The sequence below is a fragment of the Leifsonia sp. LS1 genome, from assembly GCF_020521355.1.
Lineage (GTDB): Bacteria > Actinomycetota > Actinomycetes > Actinomycetales > Microbacteriaceae > Leifsonia.
This window is the reverse complement of the sequence record NZ_BPER01000005.1, coordinates 22120-37601: the sequence shown is the minus strand read 5'-3', so window position 1 is coordinate 37601 and position 15482 is coordinate 22120. Positions and strand designations below refer to the sequence as shown.

The 15482-nt window shown below is 70.2% G+C and carries 12 protein-coding genes; 1 reads left to right on the top strand and 11 read right to left on the bottom strand.

What is annotated here, in order from left to right; translation table 11 throughout:
* Positions 1-3: 3 nt before the first annotated feature.
* Genes LLS1_RS10355 through LLS1_RS10345 form a run of 3 tightly spaced genes read right to left on the bottom strand, consistent with a single transcriptional unit; the run spans position 4 to position 4702 of the window.
* Positions 4-1653, bottom strand: coding sequence for a thiamine pyrophosphate-binding protein (locus tag LLS1_RS10355; protein ID WP_226655302.1), 1650 nt, complete (start codon positions 1651-1653; stop codon positions 4-6).
* A gap of 25 nt (positions 1654-1678) precedes the next feature.
* A complete protein-coding gene (locus LLS1_RS10350) occupies positions 1679-3352 on the bottom strand; it encodes an amidohydrolase (protein WP_226655300.1) in 1674 nt (557 codons plus the stop codon).
* Between the two features lie 3 nt (positions 3353-3355).
* Positions 3356-4702, bottom strand: a complete 1347-nt coding sequence (locus LLS1_RS10345) for an MFS transporter (protein WP_223357646.1) — start codon at positions 4700-4702, stop codon at positions 3356-3358.
* Positions 4703-4928: 226 nt separating this feature from the next.
* On the opposite strand from LLS1_RS10345, the gene LLS1_RS10340 reads away from it, so the two are divergent.
* Positions 4929-5867 (top strand): Lrp/AsnC family transcriptional regulator, encoded by a 939-nt coding sequence (locus LLS1_RS10340; protein WP_226655298.1) that lies wholly within the window; start codon positions 4929-4931, stop codon positions 5865-5867.
* A 17-nt stretch (positions 5868-5884) separates the two neighbouring features.
* Here LLS1_RS10340 and LLS1_RS10335 read toward each other — a convergent pair whose 3' ends face one another.
* From LLS1_RS10335 to LLS1_RS10300, 8 genes are all read right to left on the bottom strand, one after another.
* Positions 5885-7114 carry an ROK family protein gene (locus tag LLS1_RS10335; protein WP_226655296.1) on the bottom strand — a complete coding sequence of 410 codons (1230 nt, stop codon included), beginning with the start codon at positions 7112-7114 and terminating at the stop codon, positions 5885-5887.
* A gap of 17 nt (positions 7115-7131) precedes the next feature.
* Entirely contained in the window at positions 7132-8574 is a 1443-nt protein-coding gene (locus LLS1_RS10330) for a glycoside hydrolase family 5 protein (RefSeq protein WP_226655294.1), read from the bottom strand.
* Between the two features lie 26 nt (positions 8575-8600).
* Positions 8601-9518, bottom strand: a complete 918-nt coding sequence (locus LLS1_RS10325) for a carbohydrate ABC transporter permease (protein WP_226655292.1) — start codon at positions 9516-9518, stop codon at positions 8601-8603.
* Positions 9505-10383 carry a carbohydrate ABC transporter permease gene (locus LLS1_RS10320; RefSeq protein WP_226655291.1) on the bottom strand — a complete coding sequence of 293 codons (879 nt, stop codon included), beginning with the start codon at positions 10381-10383 and terminating at the stop codon, positions 9505-9507. The genes LLS1_RS10325 and LLS1_RS10320 overlap by 14 nt, the downstream gene beginning before the upstream one ends.
* A 56-nt stretch (positions 10384-10439) precedes the next feature.
* Positions 10440-11687, bottom strand: a complete 1248-nt coding sequence (locus LLS1_RS10315; RefSeq protein WP_226655289.1) for an extracellular solute-binding protein — start codon at positions 11685-11687, stop codon at positions 10440-10442.
* A gap of 178 nt (positions 11688-11865) precedes the next feature.
* Positions 11866-14703 (bottom strand): discoidin domain-containing protein, encoded by a 2838-nt coding sequence (locus tag LLS1_RS10310; protein WP_226655286.1) that lies wholly within the window; start codon positions 14701-14703, stop codon positions 11866-11868.
* Positions 14704-14854: 151 nt separating this feature from the next.
* Positions 14855-15202, bottom strand: coding sequence for a LysR family transcriptional regulator (locus LLS1_RS10305; RefSeq protein WP_226655284.1), 348 nt, complete (start codon positions 15200-15202; stop codon positions 14855-14857).
* A 34-nt stretch (positions 15203-15236) separates the two neighbouring features.
* A complete protein-coding gene (locus LLS1_RS10300; RefSeq protein ID WP_226655282.1) occupies positions 15237-15464 on the bottom strand; it encodes an RNA-binding S4 domain-containing protein in 228 nt (75 codons plus the stop codon).
* Positions 15465-15482 lie beyond the last annotated feature (18 nt).

The window sequence follows — 15482 nt, the reverse complement described above, 5'->3', positions numbered from 1 at the left end:
CTCCTACCTCGTGAACGTGTGCTGCGGGAGGTGGACGACCTGCAGCCCGCCCGCCGCGCCCGCTGCGGCGACGGCATCGGCCAGCTGGGCGGCGGACGCCACGCGGCGCCCGGTGCCGCCGAACGCGTCGGCGAGCGCCGCCCAGTCGGGCTGCGCCAGATCGACGCCGACGGGAGCGATGCCCGCATCCGCCTCGTTCTGCTTGATCTCGGCGTACCCGCCGTTGTCGACGACGATCACGGTGACGTCGAGCCGCTGCTCCACCACGGTCATGAACTCCTGCAGCGAGAACATCAGCGCACCGTCGCCGACCACCGCGAAGACCGGCCGGTCGGGCCGCGCGACGCGGGCGCCGATCGCGGCGGGCAGGCCGTAGCCGAGCGTGGCGTAGGTGGCCATGTACGGCGTCGAGTCCGGCGTCGCGACCCGCAGCCGGTTCAGGAGGCCCCAATAGGCGATCTGCGACGAGTCGGTGGTCACGATGGCATCGTCCGGCAGGGCGGCGACGATGGCGTCGGCGAGGGCGGTGTTCACCGCGGAGAGCTCGGCGCACTCCGCGGCGACGGCCGCCAGCGTCTCGGCCACCCGCGGGTCGCGGAGCGCGGACGAGGCCGGCGTGTGCGAGTCCTCCTCCTGCGACTCCAGCCGCCGGCCGATCGCGGCGAGCGCGGCGGCCGCGTCCGCGACGATCCGCACCTCCGCCGGCTGGTTCTTGTCGAGCTGCGCGGCGACGAGGTCGACGCGGATGACCTGCCCGCGGGCCTCCAGCGCCTCCACCCACAGCTCGGCCTCGCCGAGCTTGGACCCGACGACGAGGAGCACATCGGCGTCCCGCGCACGGTTGCGTGCCGCCGCCAGGCGGAGGTTGGAGCCGAGCGACAGCGGGTGGCGCTCGTCGAGCACGCCCTTGGCGTTGAGGGTCGTGACGACCGGCGCGTTCAGGCGCTCGGCGAGCGCGCGGAGCTCGTCCGCAGCGCCGCGCGAGCCGCCTCCCGCGAGGATGACGGGATCGTTCGCGCCCGCCAGCAGACGCGCCGCCTCCGCGACCGCCGCGGCATCCGGTGCGGCCACGGGGGCGGACTCCCGCGCCGTGAGCGCGTCGCCGTCGAGGCCGGTCTCCTCCTCGAGGAGGTCGAGCGGCACCTCGATGTAGACCGGACGCGGGCGACCGGTGCGGAACAGCGCGAACGCGTCGTGGACGGCCGCGACGGCCTCCTCGACGGACTGCACGCGACGGCCCCACTCGACGATCGCCGACGCCGCGCCCAGTTGGTCCTTGGTCTCGTGCAGGGTGCCCACGTCCGCGAACTCGCGGCCGCGCGCCGGGCCGGGCGAGAGGAGGATCATGGGCCGCGACTCGCAGTACGCGGTGCCCGCTGCCGAGAGCGCGTTGAGCAGGCCGGGGCCGCTCGTGGTGATCACGACGCCCGGCTTGCCGGTCTGGAGCGACCACCCGTCGGCCGCGTATCCGGCGCCCTGCTCGTGACGCGCGGTCACGGGATGCACGCCCAACGCGGCCAGCGGCCGGTAGAACTCGAGGTTGTGGGTGCCGGGGATGCCGAACACCGTGTCCACGCCGTAGTTGCGGAGGGTTTCGATGAGCACCCACCCGGTCGTGCGTCGGGGCTGCGTCTCCACGCTCGTCGTCTCCATTCCGTTCCGTCCCTCCCGAACCGTCTCAGCGGCCGTCGGCGTCGTAGCGAGGCGTGCCGTCCACCCACGTGGCGCGCACCGGGATGTCCGCGATCGTGTCCGCCGCCGCCGTGAGCGGGTTCGCCCCCAGGACCACGAAGTCGGCGCGCTTGCCGGCCGTGAGCGAGCCGAGCTCGTTCTCGCGGCCGAGCGTGATCGCTCCCTCCAGGGTGTGGCCGCGCAGGGCCTGCTCCGCGCTGATCCGCAGCGAGTCGGGGCCGAGCTTATGGCCGCGGCGGGTGACCCGGGTCACGGCGGCCTGGATCGCCTCCAGCGGGCGCGGCTCGGCGACCGGGGCGTCCGACGAGATCGTCACCGGCACGCCGGCCTCGATGAACTCGCCGAGCGGGTTGAACCGCTCCCCGGGCGTGCCGATGGCCTGCTCCACCCCCTCGCCCCAGTTGTAGTAATGCTGGGTCTGATTGACCGGACGGATGCCGAGGCGCGCCATCCGGGCGATCTCCTTCGGGTCCGGGAGGCCGCAGTGCTCGATGCGGTGGCGGGCGTCGGGGTCGGGGCGCTCGGTCAGCGCCTGTTCCACGGCATCCACGACCATCGCGATGGCTGTCGGCGACTGCGCGTGCGTCGCGGTCTGCAGCCCGGCCGCGTGCGCCCGGGCGACGAGTCCCGCGTACTCGGCGGGCTCGTGGTAGAGCTGCCCGGTGCGGCACGGGTCGCCGATGTAGCCTTCGGGGAAGTACGCCGTCCATCCCCCGAGCGTGCCGTCCGCGTAGAGTTTGATGCCCGCGACGGACAGGAATGCGTTGCCGAACGGCCCGGTGAGTCCGAGTTCCACCACCTGGTCGAGCAGATGGGAGAGGAAGTACATCGAGACGCGCACGGAGAGCTCGCCGCGGTCGGCCATCGCCAGGTAGGCGGACAGCTCGCGCTTCGACACCTGCGCGTCGCCGAGGGCCGTGACCCCGGAGGAGAGGAACTCGCGCTGGGCGATGTCGAGCTGGCGCTGGTGCTCCGCCGGCTCGTCGCCGAGGTGGAAGTTGGGGCCGTGGTGGCCGATCTTCACTCCGTGCAGCCCGGTGAGCACGTTGCAGGCCGCGTCGGACAGCTCGCCGGTCAGCTCGCCGTCCGCATCGCGGAAGAACTCGCCGCCCTCGGGGTTGGGCGTGTCCCTCGTGATGCCGTACTTCTGCAGCGTGAAGGTATTCACGACGCCGCCGTGGCCGGAGGCGTTCATGATGTAGACCTCGCGGTCGGTGGCGACCCGGTCCAGCTCCTCCTTCGTGGGGTGGCGCCGCTCCTGAAGGTTGCGCTGCTCGTAGCCGTAGCCGCGGAGTGGGACGCCGGCCGGCAGCCGGCGCGCGCCCTCCCGCATCAGCTCCACGATCTCGGGGATGGACGCCGCCTTGGCCGGGCTGACGTCCACCCACGTGAGCAGCTGCCCGTACATCAGCGGGTGCGCGTGCGCGTCGATGAAGCCGGGCACGATCGTCGCGCCGGGGAAGTCCGCGCGGACCGGTGCGACACCGGCAGCGTCCGCCGCCGCCTCGACCTCGGCGAGCGTCCCCACGGCGAGGATGCGACCGCCCGCGGTGAGCATCGCCTCCGCGCGCGGGGTGTCGTCGTCGACGGTCAGGATCACGTCGGCCGTCACGATGGTGGGAGCCGAGTCGCGGTCGTCGAACGTTGCCAGGTGTCGCATGGGTCAGATCCTCGTGGTCTTGATGGCGGTCGTGTCCAGGCGCGGGGTGAAGGATCCCGTCGCCGGTGCGGAGTCGGAGTGCTGCGGCGCGAACCAGGTGCCGACGACGGCGATCAGCGCGAGAGCGCCGAAGAACCAGATGGCGGACCAGAATGTGCCGGTCACGGCGATCAGGCCGGTCGCGATGGCGGGCGACAGGCCGCCCCAGACCGCGGCGCCGATCCCGTACGAGAGCGACATCGATGTGTAGCGCGCCTGCGGGCGGAACATCTGCGTCATGACTGTCGAGAGCGGGGCCCACGCACCGCTCAGGGTGATGCGGATGACGCTGACGAAGATGTAGATGAGCGTCACCTGGTGGTTCTGGATGACGAGCACCAGCGGGATCACGGCCACGAACGACAGCAGCGATCCGAGGATGATGACGCGCTTGCCTCCCCACTTGTCGCCGAGCAGCGCCAGCGGCAGAGTGACCAGCGCCTCGATGAACGAGGCGACCGTCATGGCGCCGAGGATGACGCTCGCGTCCAGGCCGACCTCCGGGCTCGTGGCGAAGTTCTGCACGAAGACCGTCGCGATCACATAGCCGCCCGACGACATCGCGATGATGCAGAAGCCGAGCAGGATGGCCAGCCAGTTGTTGCGCAGCGCGAACAGGATCGGGGTGGACTGCGTGTGGCCCTCGATCTTCTCCTCGAAGACCGGCGTCTCCTCCACGCGGTAGCGCACCCAGATGCCCACGCCGATCAGCACGATGCTGAACAGGAACGGGATGCGCCAGCCCCAGGTCAGCAGCACGTCGTCGCCCATTCCCGCGAGGATCCAGAACGCGCCGGAGGCGAGCAGCGCGCCGAGCGGGTTGCCCAGCTGGGTGAAGCCGCCGTAGAAGTTCTTGAACTTCGGCGGTGCGCTCTCCACCGACATGAGGCTCGCGCCTCCCCACTCGCCGCCGACCGCGAGGCCCTGCGCGATGCGGAGCACGATGAGCAGGACGGGCGCGACGATCCCGATCGTGTTGTAGCCGGGCAGGCAGCCGACCAGCACCGTCGCCACGCCCATGATGAAGAGCGTGATCGTCAGCGCGCGCTTGCGGCCGAGCTTGTCGCCGATGTGGCCGAAGATGATGCCGCCCAGCGGCCGCATGAAGTACGCCACCGCGTAGGTGCCGAACGATGCCAGCGTGCCGAGCGCGTGGTTGACCTCGGGGAAGAACACCTGGGGGAAGACGATGGCGGCGGCCGTGGCGTAGACGTAGAAGTCGTACCACTCGATGGTCGTGCCGACCACCGAGGCGAGGCCGGCCTTCAACGCACGGGCGTGCCCGGGGGGTTGCGTCGCGATTGCAGACACACAAAGCTCCTTTGCTCGTACTGCCGAAATTCGATTGTCGTGCGCGTTTCGTCGTGAAGTCTCATCCCGTCGGCCGGGATGCGCAAGCGCAGTTCCGCGTCGAGAGTGGGACGGTTCCGCTCTTCTGCGGGGTTATCGCGCCAATTCGCGCGCGATTCGGCAGCATGATGCGTGCCATGCGATTCTTTTGCAGCCGAACGGATGCGTTTCCGGGTATTCTGCGGATGTGCCCGCCCGCCCCGAACGCGCCGCCCCCGACCGCGACACCGACGCCCTCGACAGCAGCCTCTTCCGTGCGCTGCAGGCCGACGGCCGTGCCAGCATCCACGAGCTCGCCCGCACCCTCGGCGTCTCCCGCGACCTCGTCTCCCGCCGCCTCGGCACGCTGATCGGGCGGGACGGTCTGCGCGTCGTCGCCGCCCTCGATCCCGGCTTCGCCGGCCTCAACGTCCTCATCCACGGCCTCGTCGCCGTCGACGGTCGCGCCCGGCCCGTCGCCGAGCGCATCGCCGACCTCCCCGACACCGTCTTCGTGTCCCTGGTCGGCGGCTCCTCCCCCATCGTCTTCGAGTCCCGTCACGGCGACACCGACGAGTTGCACGCCACCCTCACGGCCATCCGCAACATTCCCGGCGTGCGCGGCCTCCGCGTCAGCACCTACGACGCCCTCCTCAAGGAGTTCATCACCGCCGCCACCGTCACCTCCGTGAAGCTGGACCGCCTCGACCACGACCTCATCGCCGTACTGCAGGACGACGGCCGCGCCAGCTACCGCGCCCTGGCCGACCGCGTGCGGCTCTCCCCGTCGTCCGCGCGTGCCCGGGTCAGGCGCCTCCTCGACGCCGGCGTCATCCGCATCGCCGCCATCGACGCCGGCGGCCTCTCCCGCAACCGCGTCGCCGTCGGCGTCGGCATCGCCCTGCGCGGCTCGGCGGACCCGGTGCACCGCTATCTCGTCGACGCGACCGCGGTCGACCTCGCCGCCGACGCCCACGGAGCCTACGACGTCATCGCGACGATCGTCGGCACGACCCGCGTCGGGGTGCTCGAGGTGATCGAGGACCTGCGGGCCCTGCCGGAGGTCGGCGCGGTGGAGACGTGGGCGCACCTCGACATCATCAAGGAGGACTACGCGCGGACGCTGGGTCGGATCGTGCGGGGGTAGGTCGCGGAGACGATCGATCAGACCGCGAACAGCTCCGCCCGGGGTGTCTCGATCAGCGCCCGGATCGGCATCAGCGCCGACCCGAGGGCGACGGTGTCGCCGCCGAAGGTCGCGGGGACGAGCTCGAACTGGTCGCCGAGCCGGTCCAGGCAGTTGCGGCGGATCGCGGCGGCGATCCGGTCGGCGTGGTGCTCCATCAGCCGCATCCCGACCCAGCCTCCGACGACGATCCGCTGGGGGTTGGTCAGGTTGACGACGCTGCCGAGAGCGGCGCCGAGGGCTTCGAGGACGTCGTCGACGACCTCGGCCGCGTCCGGGTCGGCGTCTGCGGCCGCGAGGAGGGCGCCGACGGCCTGCCAACCGCTCCCGTCGAAGGAGCCGCCGTGCGCACGCCACGAGTTCAGGATGGCGTCGGCGCCGAGGTAGGCCTCGACGCAGCCGCGCTGGCCGCAGCGGCAGAGCTCCCCGCCGTAGCGGATCTTGGTGTGCCCCCACTCGCTCGCGCTGCTGAAGGCACCGTGCTCCAGCTCCCCGTCGCTGATGACGCCGAGGCCGACCCCGCGGCCCAGGAGGGCCACGACGGCGTGCTCGATGCCTCGCGCGGCGCCGTACCAGAGCTCGGCACGGGCCTGGGTCTTCGCGCCGTTCTCCGCGAACACCGGGAGGTCGGGGTCCAGGTCGAGCGGGATGGGGCGGGGGTCCCAGCCGAGGCTCTGGGCGTAGAGCACCTGCGAGCCGTCCGGCTCCGTCTCCACCACTCCGGGCAGACCCAGCCCGATGCCGAGGACCCGCGGCCAGCGTTCGCGGTTGCGCTCGCGCAGCTCGGCCACGGCCTCCTTCAGATCGCGGTGGATGTCGTCCGGCGACTCCTCCTGGCGGCCGCCGCGGAACTCCCGGTCGACCATCGCGAGCGAGAGGTCGAACAGCTCCACGGCCACGCCCCGCTCGCCGACGTCGACGCCGATCGCGTACGCGCCGTCGGCGCGGGGAGCGAGGAGCGAGATCGGCCGCCCGCCGCGGGAGGCGACCGAGCCGACCTCGGCGATCAGGCCGTCTTCGATGAGCTCGGCGGTGATGTTCGCCGCCGACGCGGAGGAGAACCCGCAGCGCCGCGCCAGCTCCGCGCGCGTGGTCTCGCGCTCCTGCAGCACGAACTGCAGCGCGGCCGCGCGGTTCTGCTGACGCAGGGAGGTGACGGTGGCCGACTCCCGCGTGCCGGGGACGGCCGACCGTGCCTGTGCGCTCATGGTTCGACGATAGCCCGTCACACGCTCACCTCGAGGCGGCGCACCAGCACCCGCTCATCGGCCGCGAGCGTCAGCGCCCCGCGCTCCCACTCCGCGGTCACGGCGTGCGGCAGGTCGGCATCGACCGTCCAGGCGGTCGGCCGCGACGAGAACCCGAAGGTCAGGCGCGACCCGGGCGCGAGCTCGACCGGCACGTACTCGTCGGAGGTGTACGGGCGCCCGGCGGTGTGGTGCCAGATCCCCTCCGGGACCTCCGCGGGGGTGAGCTGCACGATCGGCGTCTCGGCGGAGTCCCGCACGCCTGTCCAGGCCGGGAGCTGCAGCTCGGGCCGCGCGAACAGAGCGTCGAGCACGGGTGTCCGGACCTCGCAGCGGTCGGCGGCGACACCCGCGAGGAAGGCCTCGAGGATGCTCCACGCCCGCTCCGGCTCGGGACGCGCCTCGGGATCGGCGATGAGCTCCCATCCCTCCGGCGCCGTCACCGAGAGCGGCGAGGTCAGCGTGTCCAGCTTCTTCCACGGCCAGAAGTTCCAGCCGATCCCGTGCCGTTCGTAGAGCCGCGTGGCGCCGTAGATCCAACCCGGCGTGTTCTCGCCGCCCTCGCCCATGTAGATCGGCACGCCCAGGTCGCGCCGCAGCTGCAGGAAGTCGGCGATGCTCGTCTCGTCGGGTGCGCACCAGTAGCGGTGGAACTGCACCGCCTGGTTGTCGTCGTAGCGTACGCGCACCGGCTCCGGGTTGGTGGCCCAGTGGCTCCCCTCGTACATCAGCAGGTGCCGGTCGTCGATCTCCCGGATCGCCGCCGTCAGCTCCCGGTACAGGTCGACGAGCTCGTCGTTGTAGTGATGCTGCCACTCGTTCGGCAGCGGCTCGTTGAGCAGGTCGTAGCCGAGCACCGCCTCCCGGTCGCGATAGCGCCGGGCCAGCTCGCGCCAGAGCTCGACGGTCTGCGCGCGGTAGCGGCTCGACATGAACAGCTCCGGGATGCCGTTCGGGGAGTCGTCGATGTTCGTCCCCGTCTGCCCGCCCGGGGCGCCGTGCAGGTCGAGCAGGATGCGCAGCCCGTGCCGCTCGCTCCAGCCGACCGCGCGCTCGATCAGTGCGAAGCCCTCCTCGAGGACGTGGCCGTCGTCGTCCATCACCCCGCGCGCGTTGATCGGCAGGCGCACGTGGTCGAACCCCAGCGCCGCGATGAGCTCGAAGTCCCGCTCGGTGACGAACGCGTCGCGGAAGCGCTGCCAGAACGCGGTGGCGCGCTCCCGGCCGACGAGGCCGGCGATGCGGCGCTCGATCTGACGCGGGGACGACATGTCGTCGCCGAACCTCCACATGTAGCCCTCGGCGAGCAGCCAGTTGCCGAGCCCGACACCGCGCAGCAGCAGCGGTCCGTGGTCGTCGATCAGCTGCGTCCCGTCGGCGCGCACGAAGCCGCCGGGCCGGGGGCGGGAGGGAGTGTCCATGGTGTTCCTCACGGGTCTCGGGTCGCTCACTTGAGGCCGGACAGGGCGAACCCCTGCACGACGTAGCGCTGGAAGATGACGAAGACGATCAGGATGGGCACCACCATCAGCGTGGACGCGGCCATCTGCAGGGACGGGTTGGTGGCGATCTGCTGGTTCAGCAGGGAGAGCCCGACCGACAGTGTGTACAGGCTCTGGTCGTTGGCGATGATGAGCGGCCAGAGGAAGCTGTTCCAGCCGGCGATGAAGGTCAGGACCACCTGCACGGCGAGGATCGGGCCCGACATCGGCAGGATGATGCGGAAGAAGATCCGCCACTCCCCCGCGCCGTCCATCCGCGCCGCCTCCACGATCTCCGTCGGGATGGTCGCCATGAACTGGCGGAACAGGAAGACGGCGAAGCCGGAGACGAGCATGGGCAGCGCGATCCCGATCAGCGTGTTCGTCAGCTTCATCCCGTTGAGGATGAGGTAGCTGGGGATCATCGTGACCTGGCCCGGGATCATCATCGTGACGAGCACGAGGAAGAACAGCGCGTCCCGGCCGGGGAAGCGGAACTTGGCGAACCCGTACCCGGCCGCGGCCATCAGGAGGAGGCCCAGCATGCAGATGACGACGATGATGAGCGTGTTGAGCAGGTAGCGGCCGAAGTCGAGCTCGGTGAACAGCTGGACGAAGTACTCGAACGTCGGCTGCTTCGGCAGCAGCTGCGGCGGGTACGCGACCGACTCGCTGCGCGGCTTGACCGACGCGAACACCATCCAGAGGAAGGGGAACGCGGTGGCGAGCGCGCCCACGGCCAGCAGCGCGCCGATCACGATCGTTCCGGCCCGACCGCGGCGGGAGCCCGGACGGGGACGGCGTCGCCGATCGCGGCCGCCCCGGTCCTCCTCGGCGTCGGCGAGGCTCCGGCTCCCGGCGGACAGCAGCTCAGTAGTCGACATCGGCCCTCCTCAGGCGCAGCTGGACGACGGTGATGACGGCGATGATCGCGACCAGGACGACCGAGCCGGCGCTGGCGTACCCGAACTGGCTCGACGAGAAGCCCTTCTGGTACAGGAACAGCGCGATGGAGGTCGAGGAGCCCAGCGGTCCGCCCTTGGTGAGCACGAACGGCTCGTCGAAGAACTGCAGCCAGGCGATCACCGTGGTGATGGTCACGAAGAAGATCGCGAACCGCAGGAGCGGGATGACGATGGAGACGGTGCGCCGGAGGCCGGACGCGCCGTCGATCGCGGCCGCCTCCAGGTACTCCTTCGGCACACCCTGCAGGGCCGCGAGGAAGATGATCACGTTGAGCCCGAGCCCGCGCCAGACGGCCACCAGCACGACGGAGAACTTCACGACCGTCGGGTCGGAGAGCCACGGCACGGGAGGGAGCCCGACCGTCGAGAGCAGGTAGTTGAACAGACCGAACTGCGTGTTGTAGAGGTAGCCCCACACCAGAGCGACCGCCACGATCGCCGTGATGGCCGGAACGAAGTAGAAGGAGCGCAGCGCGCGGAAGAAACGCCCCTGCGAGCGGTTCAGCGCGAGCGCGATCACGAGCGAGAGCACGATCACGCTCGGCACGCCGACCAGGGCGAAGAGGGCCGTGTTGCCGAGCGCTTGCCAGAAGGCGGGGTCGGCGAACAGGGCGGAGTAGTTGTCGCCGCCGACGAACCGGATGCGGGACCAGTCGCCGAGACCGGCGAGGTTCATGTCGGTGAAGCTGACGAGCAGCGCGACCGCGATGGGCAGGATGCCGAACGCGATCAGCAGCAGCATCGCCGGGGCGACGAACGTGTAGGGGACGAGTCGGGTCTTCATGGGCCTCGAGGCCGGCGATGCGCGGCGGCCTCCGCCACCGCGCACCGCCGGTGGTCTCATTTCGCGGAGGTTCCGCCGGTGGTGGTGAACAGGGTCTTCAGCGCGTCGTCCCGGTTCGCCCCGGTCAGCACGATCGAGTTGAGCGAGTCGAGCAACGCCTTGCCGGTCTCGCCGTCCCAGTTGGGGACGAGCGGGAGCAGGCGAGAGGAGGCGAGCTGCTTGGTGTAGACGGCGACCATCGGGTCGGCGGCGAGCTTCTCGTCCTCCAGGGCCTTCTTCGCGGTGGGCAGCTGGCCGTCCGCTTCGTACCACTGCACCTGCACGTCGGGCTGCGAGAGATAGTCGAGCAGCTGCAGCGCACCCTCCTTGTTCTTGGTGGAGCCCCAGATGCCGAGGTTGGATCCGGCGAGCAGCGACGTGTCCTTCTCAGCGGCGGGGACGGTGGTCACGCTCCACTTTCCGGCGAGCTCGGGGGCGGCCTGCGAGATGGCGGCGGCGAGGTAGGGGCCGCTCACCAGCATCGGCGTCGTGCCGGTGATGAAGCCCTGCGTCTGGTCGAAGTCGCTGTTCGTCGGGACGCTCTTGTCGGCGTAGAGGCCGGTGTACAGATCGACCGCCTTGTCGAACGCCGGGGTGTCGAAATCGATCGCGCCCTTCGAGTCCACGATCTCCCCGCCCTGGTCCCAGGTCATGATGACGGGCAGGGCGCTGTCCCACTGCGGGATGTAGTAGCCGTACGAGCCGTCCCCGCGGGCGGCGAGGGTCTTGGCGTCGGCACGGAGCTCGTCCCAGGTCGCCGGCGGGGCGTCGATCCCGGCGCTCTGCAGGATGTCGCTGCGGTAGAAGAGGACGCGGGTGTCCGACACCCACGGCACGGAGACGACCTTGCCGCCGATGGCGGTCGCGTCTCCCGCGACCCCGTCGACGAAGTTGGACGCCGCCAGGTTGTCGTGGCCGGAGAGGGCCGCGTCGTCGAGGGTGAGCAGGGCGCCGCTGTCGGCGTACGTGCGCAGCTTCGAGAGGCCGATCTGCAGCACGTCCGGGCCGCCTCCGGAGGCCACGGCGGTCGTGAACTTCTGGTCGACGTTGTCCCACGGGATGGCGACGGTCTTGACGTCGATGCCGGTCTTCTTCTCGAACGGCTTCACGAGGGTGTCGAAGTGGGTCGAGCTGTCGCCCATGACCCAGACGGTGAGCTCTTTGGCGGCGGCCGAGCCGTCACCGGATCCGGAGGACGAGCATCCGGCGAGGGTGGCGGCGGCCAGGGCGGCGGTGCCCAGGGCGAGCCAGCGCATTCTCTTCATCGAGATTTCCTTTCGGGTGTGCAGGTGCAGGGGGAGGTGCACGTGCGTGACGCCTTTATCTACGGCTTAGATTAAGGCATGGATAACCGACGACGCAAGAGCGATTTCCGGCTCTCGCGAGGTCGGGCGGACGCGACGCAGGGGGCCGCCGGCGAGGCGACCCCCTGCGCGTGTCCGCTCAGTACGACGAGTAGACGGTCACCTCGTCGATCGTCCACCACTGCGGAGCCACCCCGGTCTGGGTGATCCGGATGTAGCGGGCGGTCGTCGGCGTGATCGAGATCGGCCGCTTCCAGCCGTACGCGATCCCGGTGGCGGCGGTCGACCAGGTGGAACCGTCGACCGACGTCTCCACCGCGAAGCCGCGCGGGTAGTCCCACTTCGATCCGCTGGCCGTCTGCACGGTGACCATCGCCACCGTGCGGTTGGCACCCATGTCGATGCGGTACCACTCCCCTCCGGCCATCGCCTGCCCGCTCTGCCACGAGGTGCCGTTGGCGCCGTCGATCCCGGCCGCGGCGGAGGAGCCGGCGGCCGTCGTGGAGGCGGTCGCGGTCCAGCCGCTGTGGCTGATCGCCGCGGGCGAGAAGGTGGAGAGGCCTCCCGCGTACTTCGCGATCGTCGCCACGAACCGCGTGTTCTGCGTGAAGTTCGCCGTGCCGAACTGCGCCAGCTTCGACTGGAAGGTCGCGGCGTCGTCACTGTTGATCACCGGCACGGGCTTCCGGTCGTCGTAATACATGCCCCAGTAGGCGAAGCCGTCCTCCGCCGATCCCTTGACCTTGTACGACCAGTTCGACCACGACACCTGGGAGGCGTTGAGCCCGGCCATGAACCGCGCCCACACGTCGTCGTTGTAGTAGAGGGAGTACTCGCCGTAGAGGATCGGCACGCCCGGGTTGGACAGCTTGGCCGCGAGGCCGCCGAGCTCGTTCGTCACCAGCTGGTTCTGCGCCGTCCAGTCCTTCGAGTTCGGCATGTCGTACGGGTGGTACTCGTAGACCACGTTCGTCCATCCGTAGGTCGACGGCGGGGCGATCTTGTCGAGGCCGAAGAACGCGCCGAGGAAGATCGCGTGGTCGGCGTCGATCGCGCGGACGGCGGTGTAGAGGCGGTTGTAGTAGTCGCTCTTCTGGGCGACGTCGGCGGCATCCTCGTCGTAGTCGATGAGCGGCTCGTTGATGAGATCGTAGCCGGCGACGGCGGGGTTGCCGACATAGCGGGTCGCGATCTTCTTCCAGATGTCCTCGACCCAGTTCTGGTAGGTGGCGCTGCCCCAGAAGCCGTTCGGGTTCGGGCCGATCCGGCCGCAGGAGCCCCACGGGCAGCCTCCACCCGGGACGGTGTGCAGGTCGATCAGCACGTAGATCCCGCGTGCCGCCGCCTGGCTGACCACCCAGTCGATCTTCGTCCACGGGTTCGACTTCCAGCTTCCGTCGAGGTTGAGGAAGACGTTCCAGCCGATCGGCACCCGGATGAAGTTCATCCCGGAGGCCTGGATGGCGTCGAGGTCGCTGCTCGTGAACCAGGTGTCCTGGTGCGTGCCGACGACCGAGGCCGTCGTCGTGGCGCCGAACCGGGAGGTCATCGTGTTCGTGAGCGAGTAGTCGTCGTTGTACAGCCCGGCCGTGAGCTCGCCGATCGACCACCAGTTGCCCGCCGATCCCGTCTGGGTGAGCCGGAAGTAGCGCGCGGCCTGTGCGGTGAACCCGATGGTGCTGGCCTTGCGGGTGCCCACGCCGGTCGCGACCGTGCTCCAGGTGCTGCCGTCGCGCGAGAGGGCGAGCGTGTAGCCGCGGGCCCAGTCGTCCTCGTCCGTCGTGTTCTTGGCCGTGTCGGTCGTGACGTTGTTCAGGGTCACGAGCGCGCCCATGTCCACGGTCACCGCCTGCCCTGCGGCCTGCGCGACGCCGGTCGTCCAGCGCGTGGCGGTGTTTCCGTCGAGCATGTTCGCGGGTGTCGCACCCACCGTCGACGTCACGCTCCAGCCGCCGCGGTCGACCGACGTCCCGCTCGAGATCGCAACCTCGGCGACGGACCACCACTGCGACGACGTCCCGTTGGACACGATCCGCAGGTAGCGCCCGTTCTTCGTGCCCTGGAAGTCGGCCTGCACGACGCGGTTGGAGCCGTACCCGCTCGCCACCTGCGTCCAGTTCGTGTTGTCGTACGACGTGAACACGTCGTAGATGCGCGGGTAGTCGTTGGCCGTCGCCGCTCCCGCGTCGAAGAGCACCTTGTCCATGTCCACGTTGCGCCCGAGGTCGATGGTGACGCTCTGCCCGGGGGTCTGCGCGGCACCCGTCTGCCAGACGGTGGAGACGTTGCCGTCGAGCACCATCTGGGCGTTCGTCCCGGCGGCGCTGACCGACGCCGTCGCCGTGTGCGTGCCGTTGAACAGCACCGGGTCGCTGTACAGGTTGATCTCGCCCACCGACCACGGCGTCGCCGCCGTGCCCGTCTGCGTGGCCCGCACGTAGCGCGCCACCTGCGGGCTAAATTTCACCGTCGTCAGCCCGTCCGTTCCCGCCTGCGTCGCCACGCTCGTCCAGGTGGTCCCGTTCGTCGACGTCTCGACGTTGAGCATCCGCGGCCACTGGCCCGCGTTGGCGGTGTTGTCGACCGTCAGCCGGTTGAAGAGCGTGTTGGCGCCCAGGTCGAGCCGGATCCACTCCCCGCCCGCCTGGTTCGCTCCCGTGGTCCAGCGACTCGTGCCCGAGCCGTCGAGCGCGTTGCCCGCGGTCCCGGCGGACGCCGTGGCCGTCCAGCCCGTGCGGTCGGCGGCGAACTCGCCGAGTGGCGACATCCAGTCCTCCTGGGTGAGCCAGCCGCCGATGTTCGTGCCGCGCAGATTGATCGCCGCGCCGGTGCCGGAGGCCTTCTTGAGGACGTTGCCGCTGGCTTTGAGGAAGTCGGCCGCGGTCAGGGCCGCGGCGTTCGCCGCGGTGACGGGCAGGACGGCTGTCGCCGCCACGGCCGCCGCTGTCACCAGCGCGGCCAGAACATGTCGTTTCACGATCCTCCTTGATCAGTGCGGAACGTCTGGTCGTTCCGTCGCACGGTCAGGATGGCGATCGGGAGGGGGCTTTGTCAAGGTCTTAAATTAAGTCGCGGCGGAAGGGGGCACGGCTCCGCTCGGCCTTCATCGCGGTCGCGGGATGCTGAAACTACCGTCCCTGGCGCTTCTTGTACGGCTTCGGCTGCCCCTTCACGATCGGCGCCCGCCCCGTGCCCTTGGACGCCTTGGCCTTGCCGCCCGCCGGAACCACCGGCTTCGGCGCCGGCGTGGGCGCCGCCGCGATCTCGGCCCTCGCCGTCGCGAGGAAGAGCGTGCCGGCGTTCGTCAGCCGGGTTCCTGAGGCATCCCGCACGAACAGCGGCGACCCCACCTCGTCCTCCAGCTTCGCGATCGACGAGTAGAGCGACGCCAGCGGGATGTTGAGTGCCTTCGCCGCCCGCGGGAAGTGCAGCTCTTCGGCGACGGCGACGAACCGGGTCAGCAGGGTGATGTTCACGGGATACGCGCTCCAGTCGCTCTCGTCACGCTCATCACGGGCAGACGCGGACGCTGCGCCCCTCGAACGTGACGACATCCCCCACCTGCAGCTGCCGCCCGCGACGCCGATCGACCTCGCCGTTCACGGTCACATACCCGTCGATGATGGCCTCTTTGACGTTGCCCCCCGAGTCCAGGAGGCCCGCGAACTTCAGGAACTGGCCCAGCCGGATGCCGTCCCCGCCGATCGGGATGTCGTCGATCGCGGGTGGGGTGGTCATTCCAAAATGGTAGCCCAC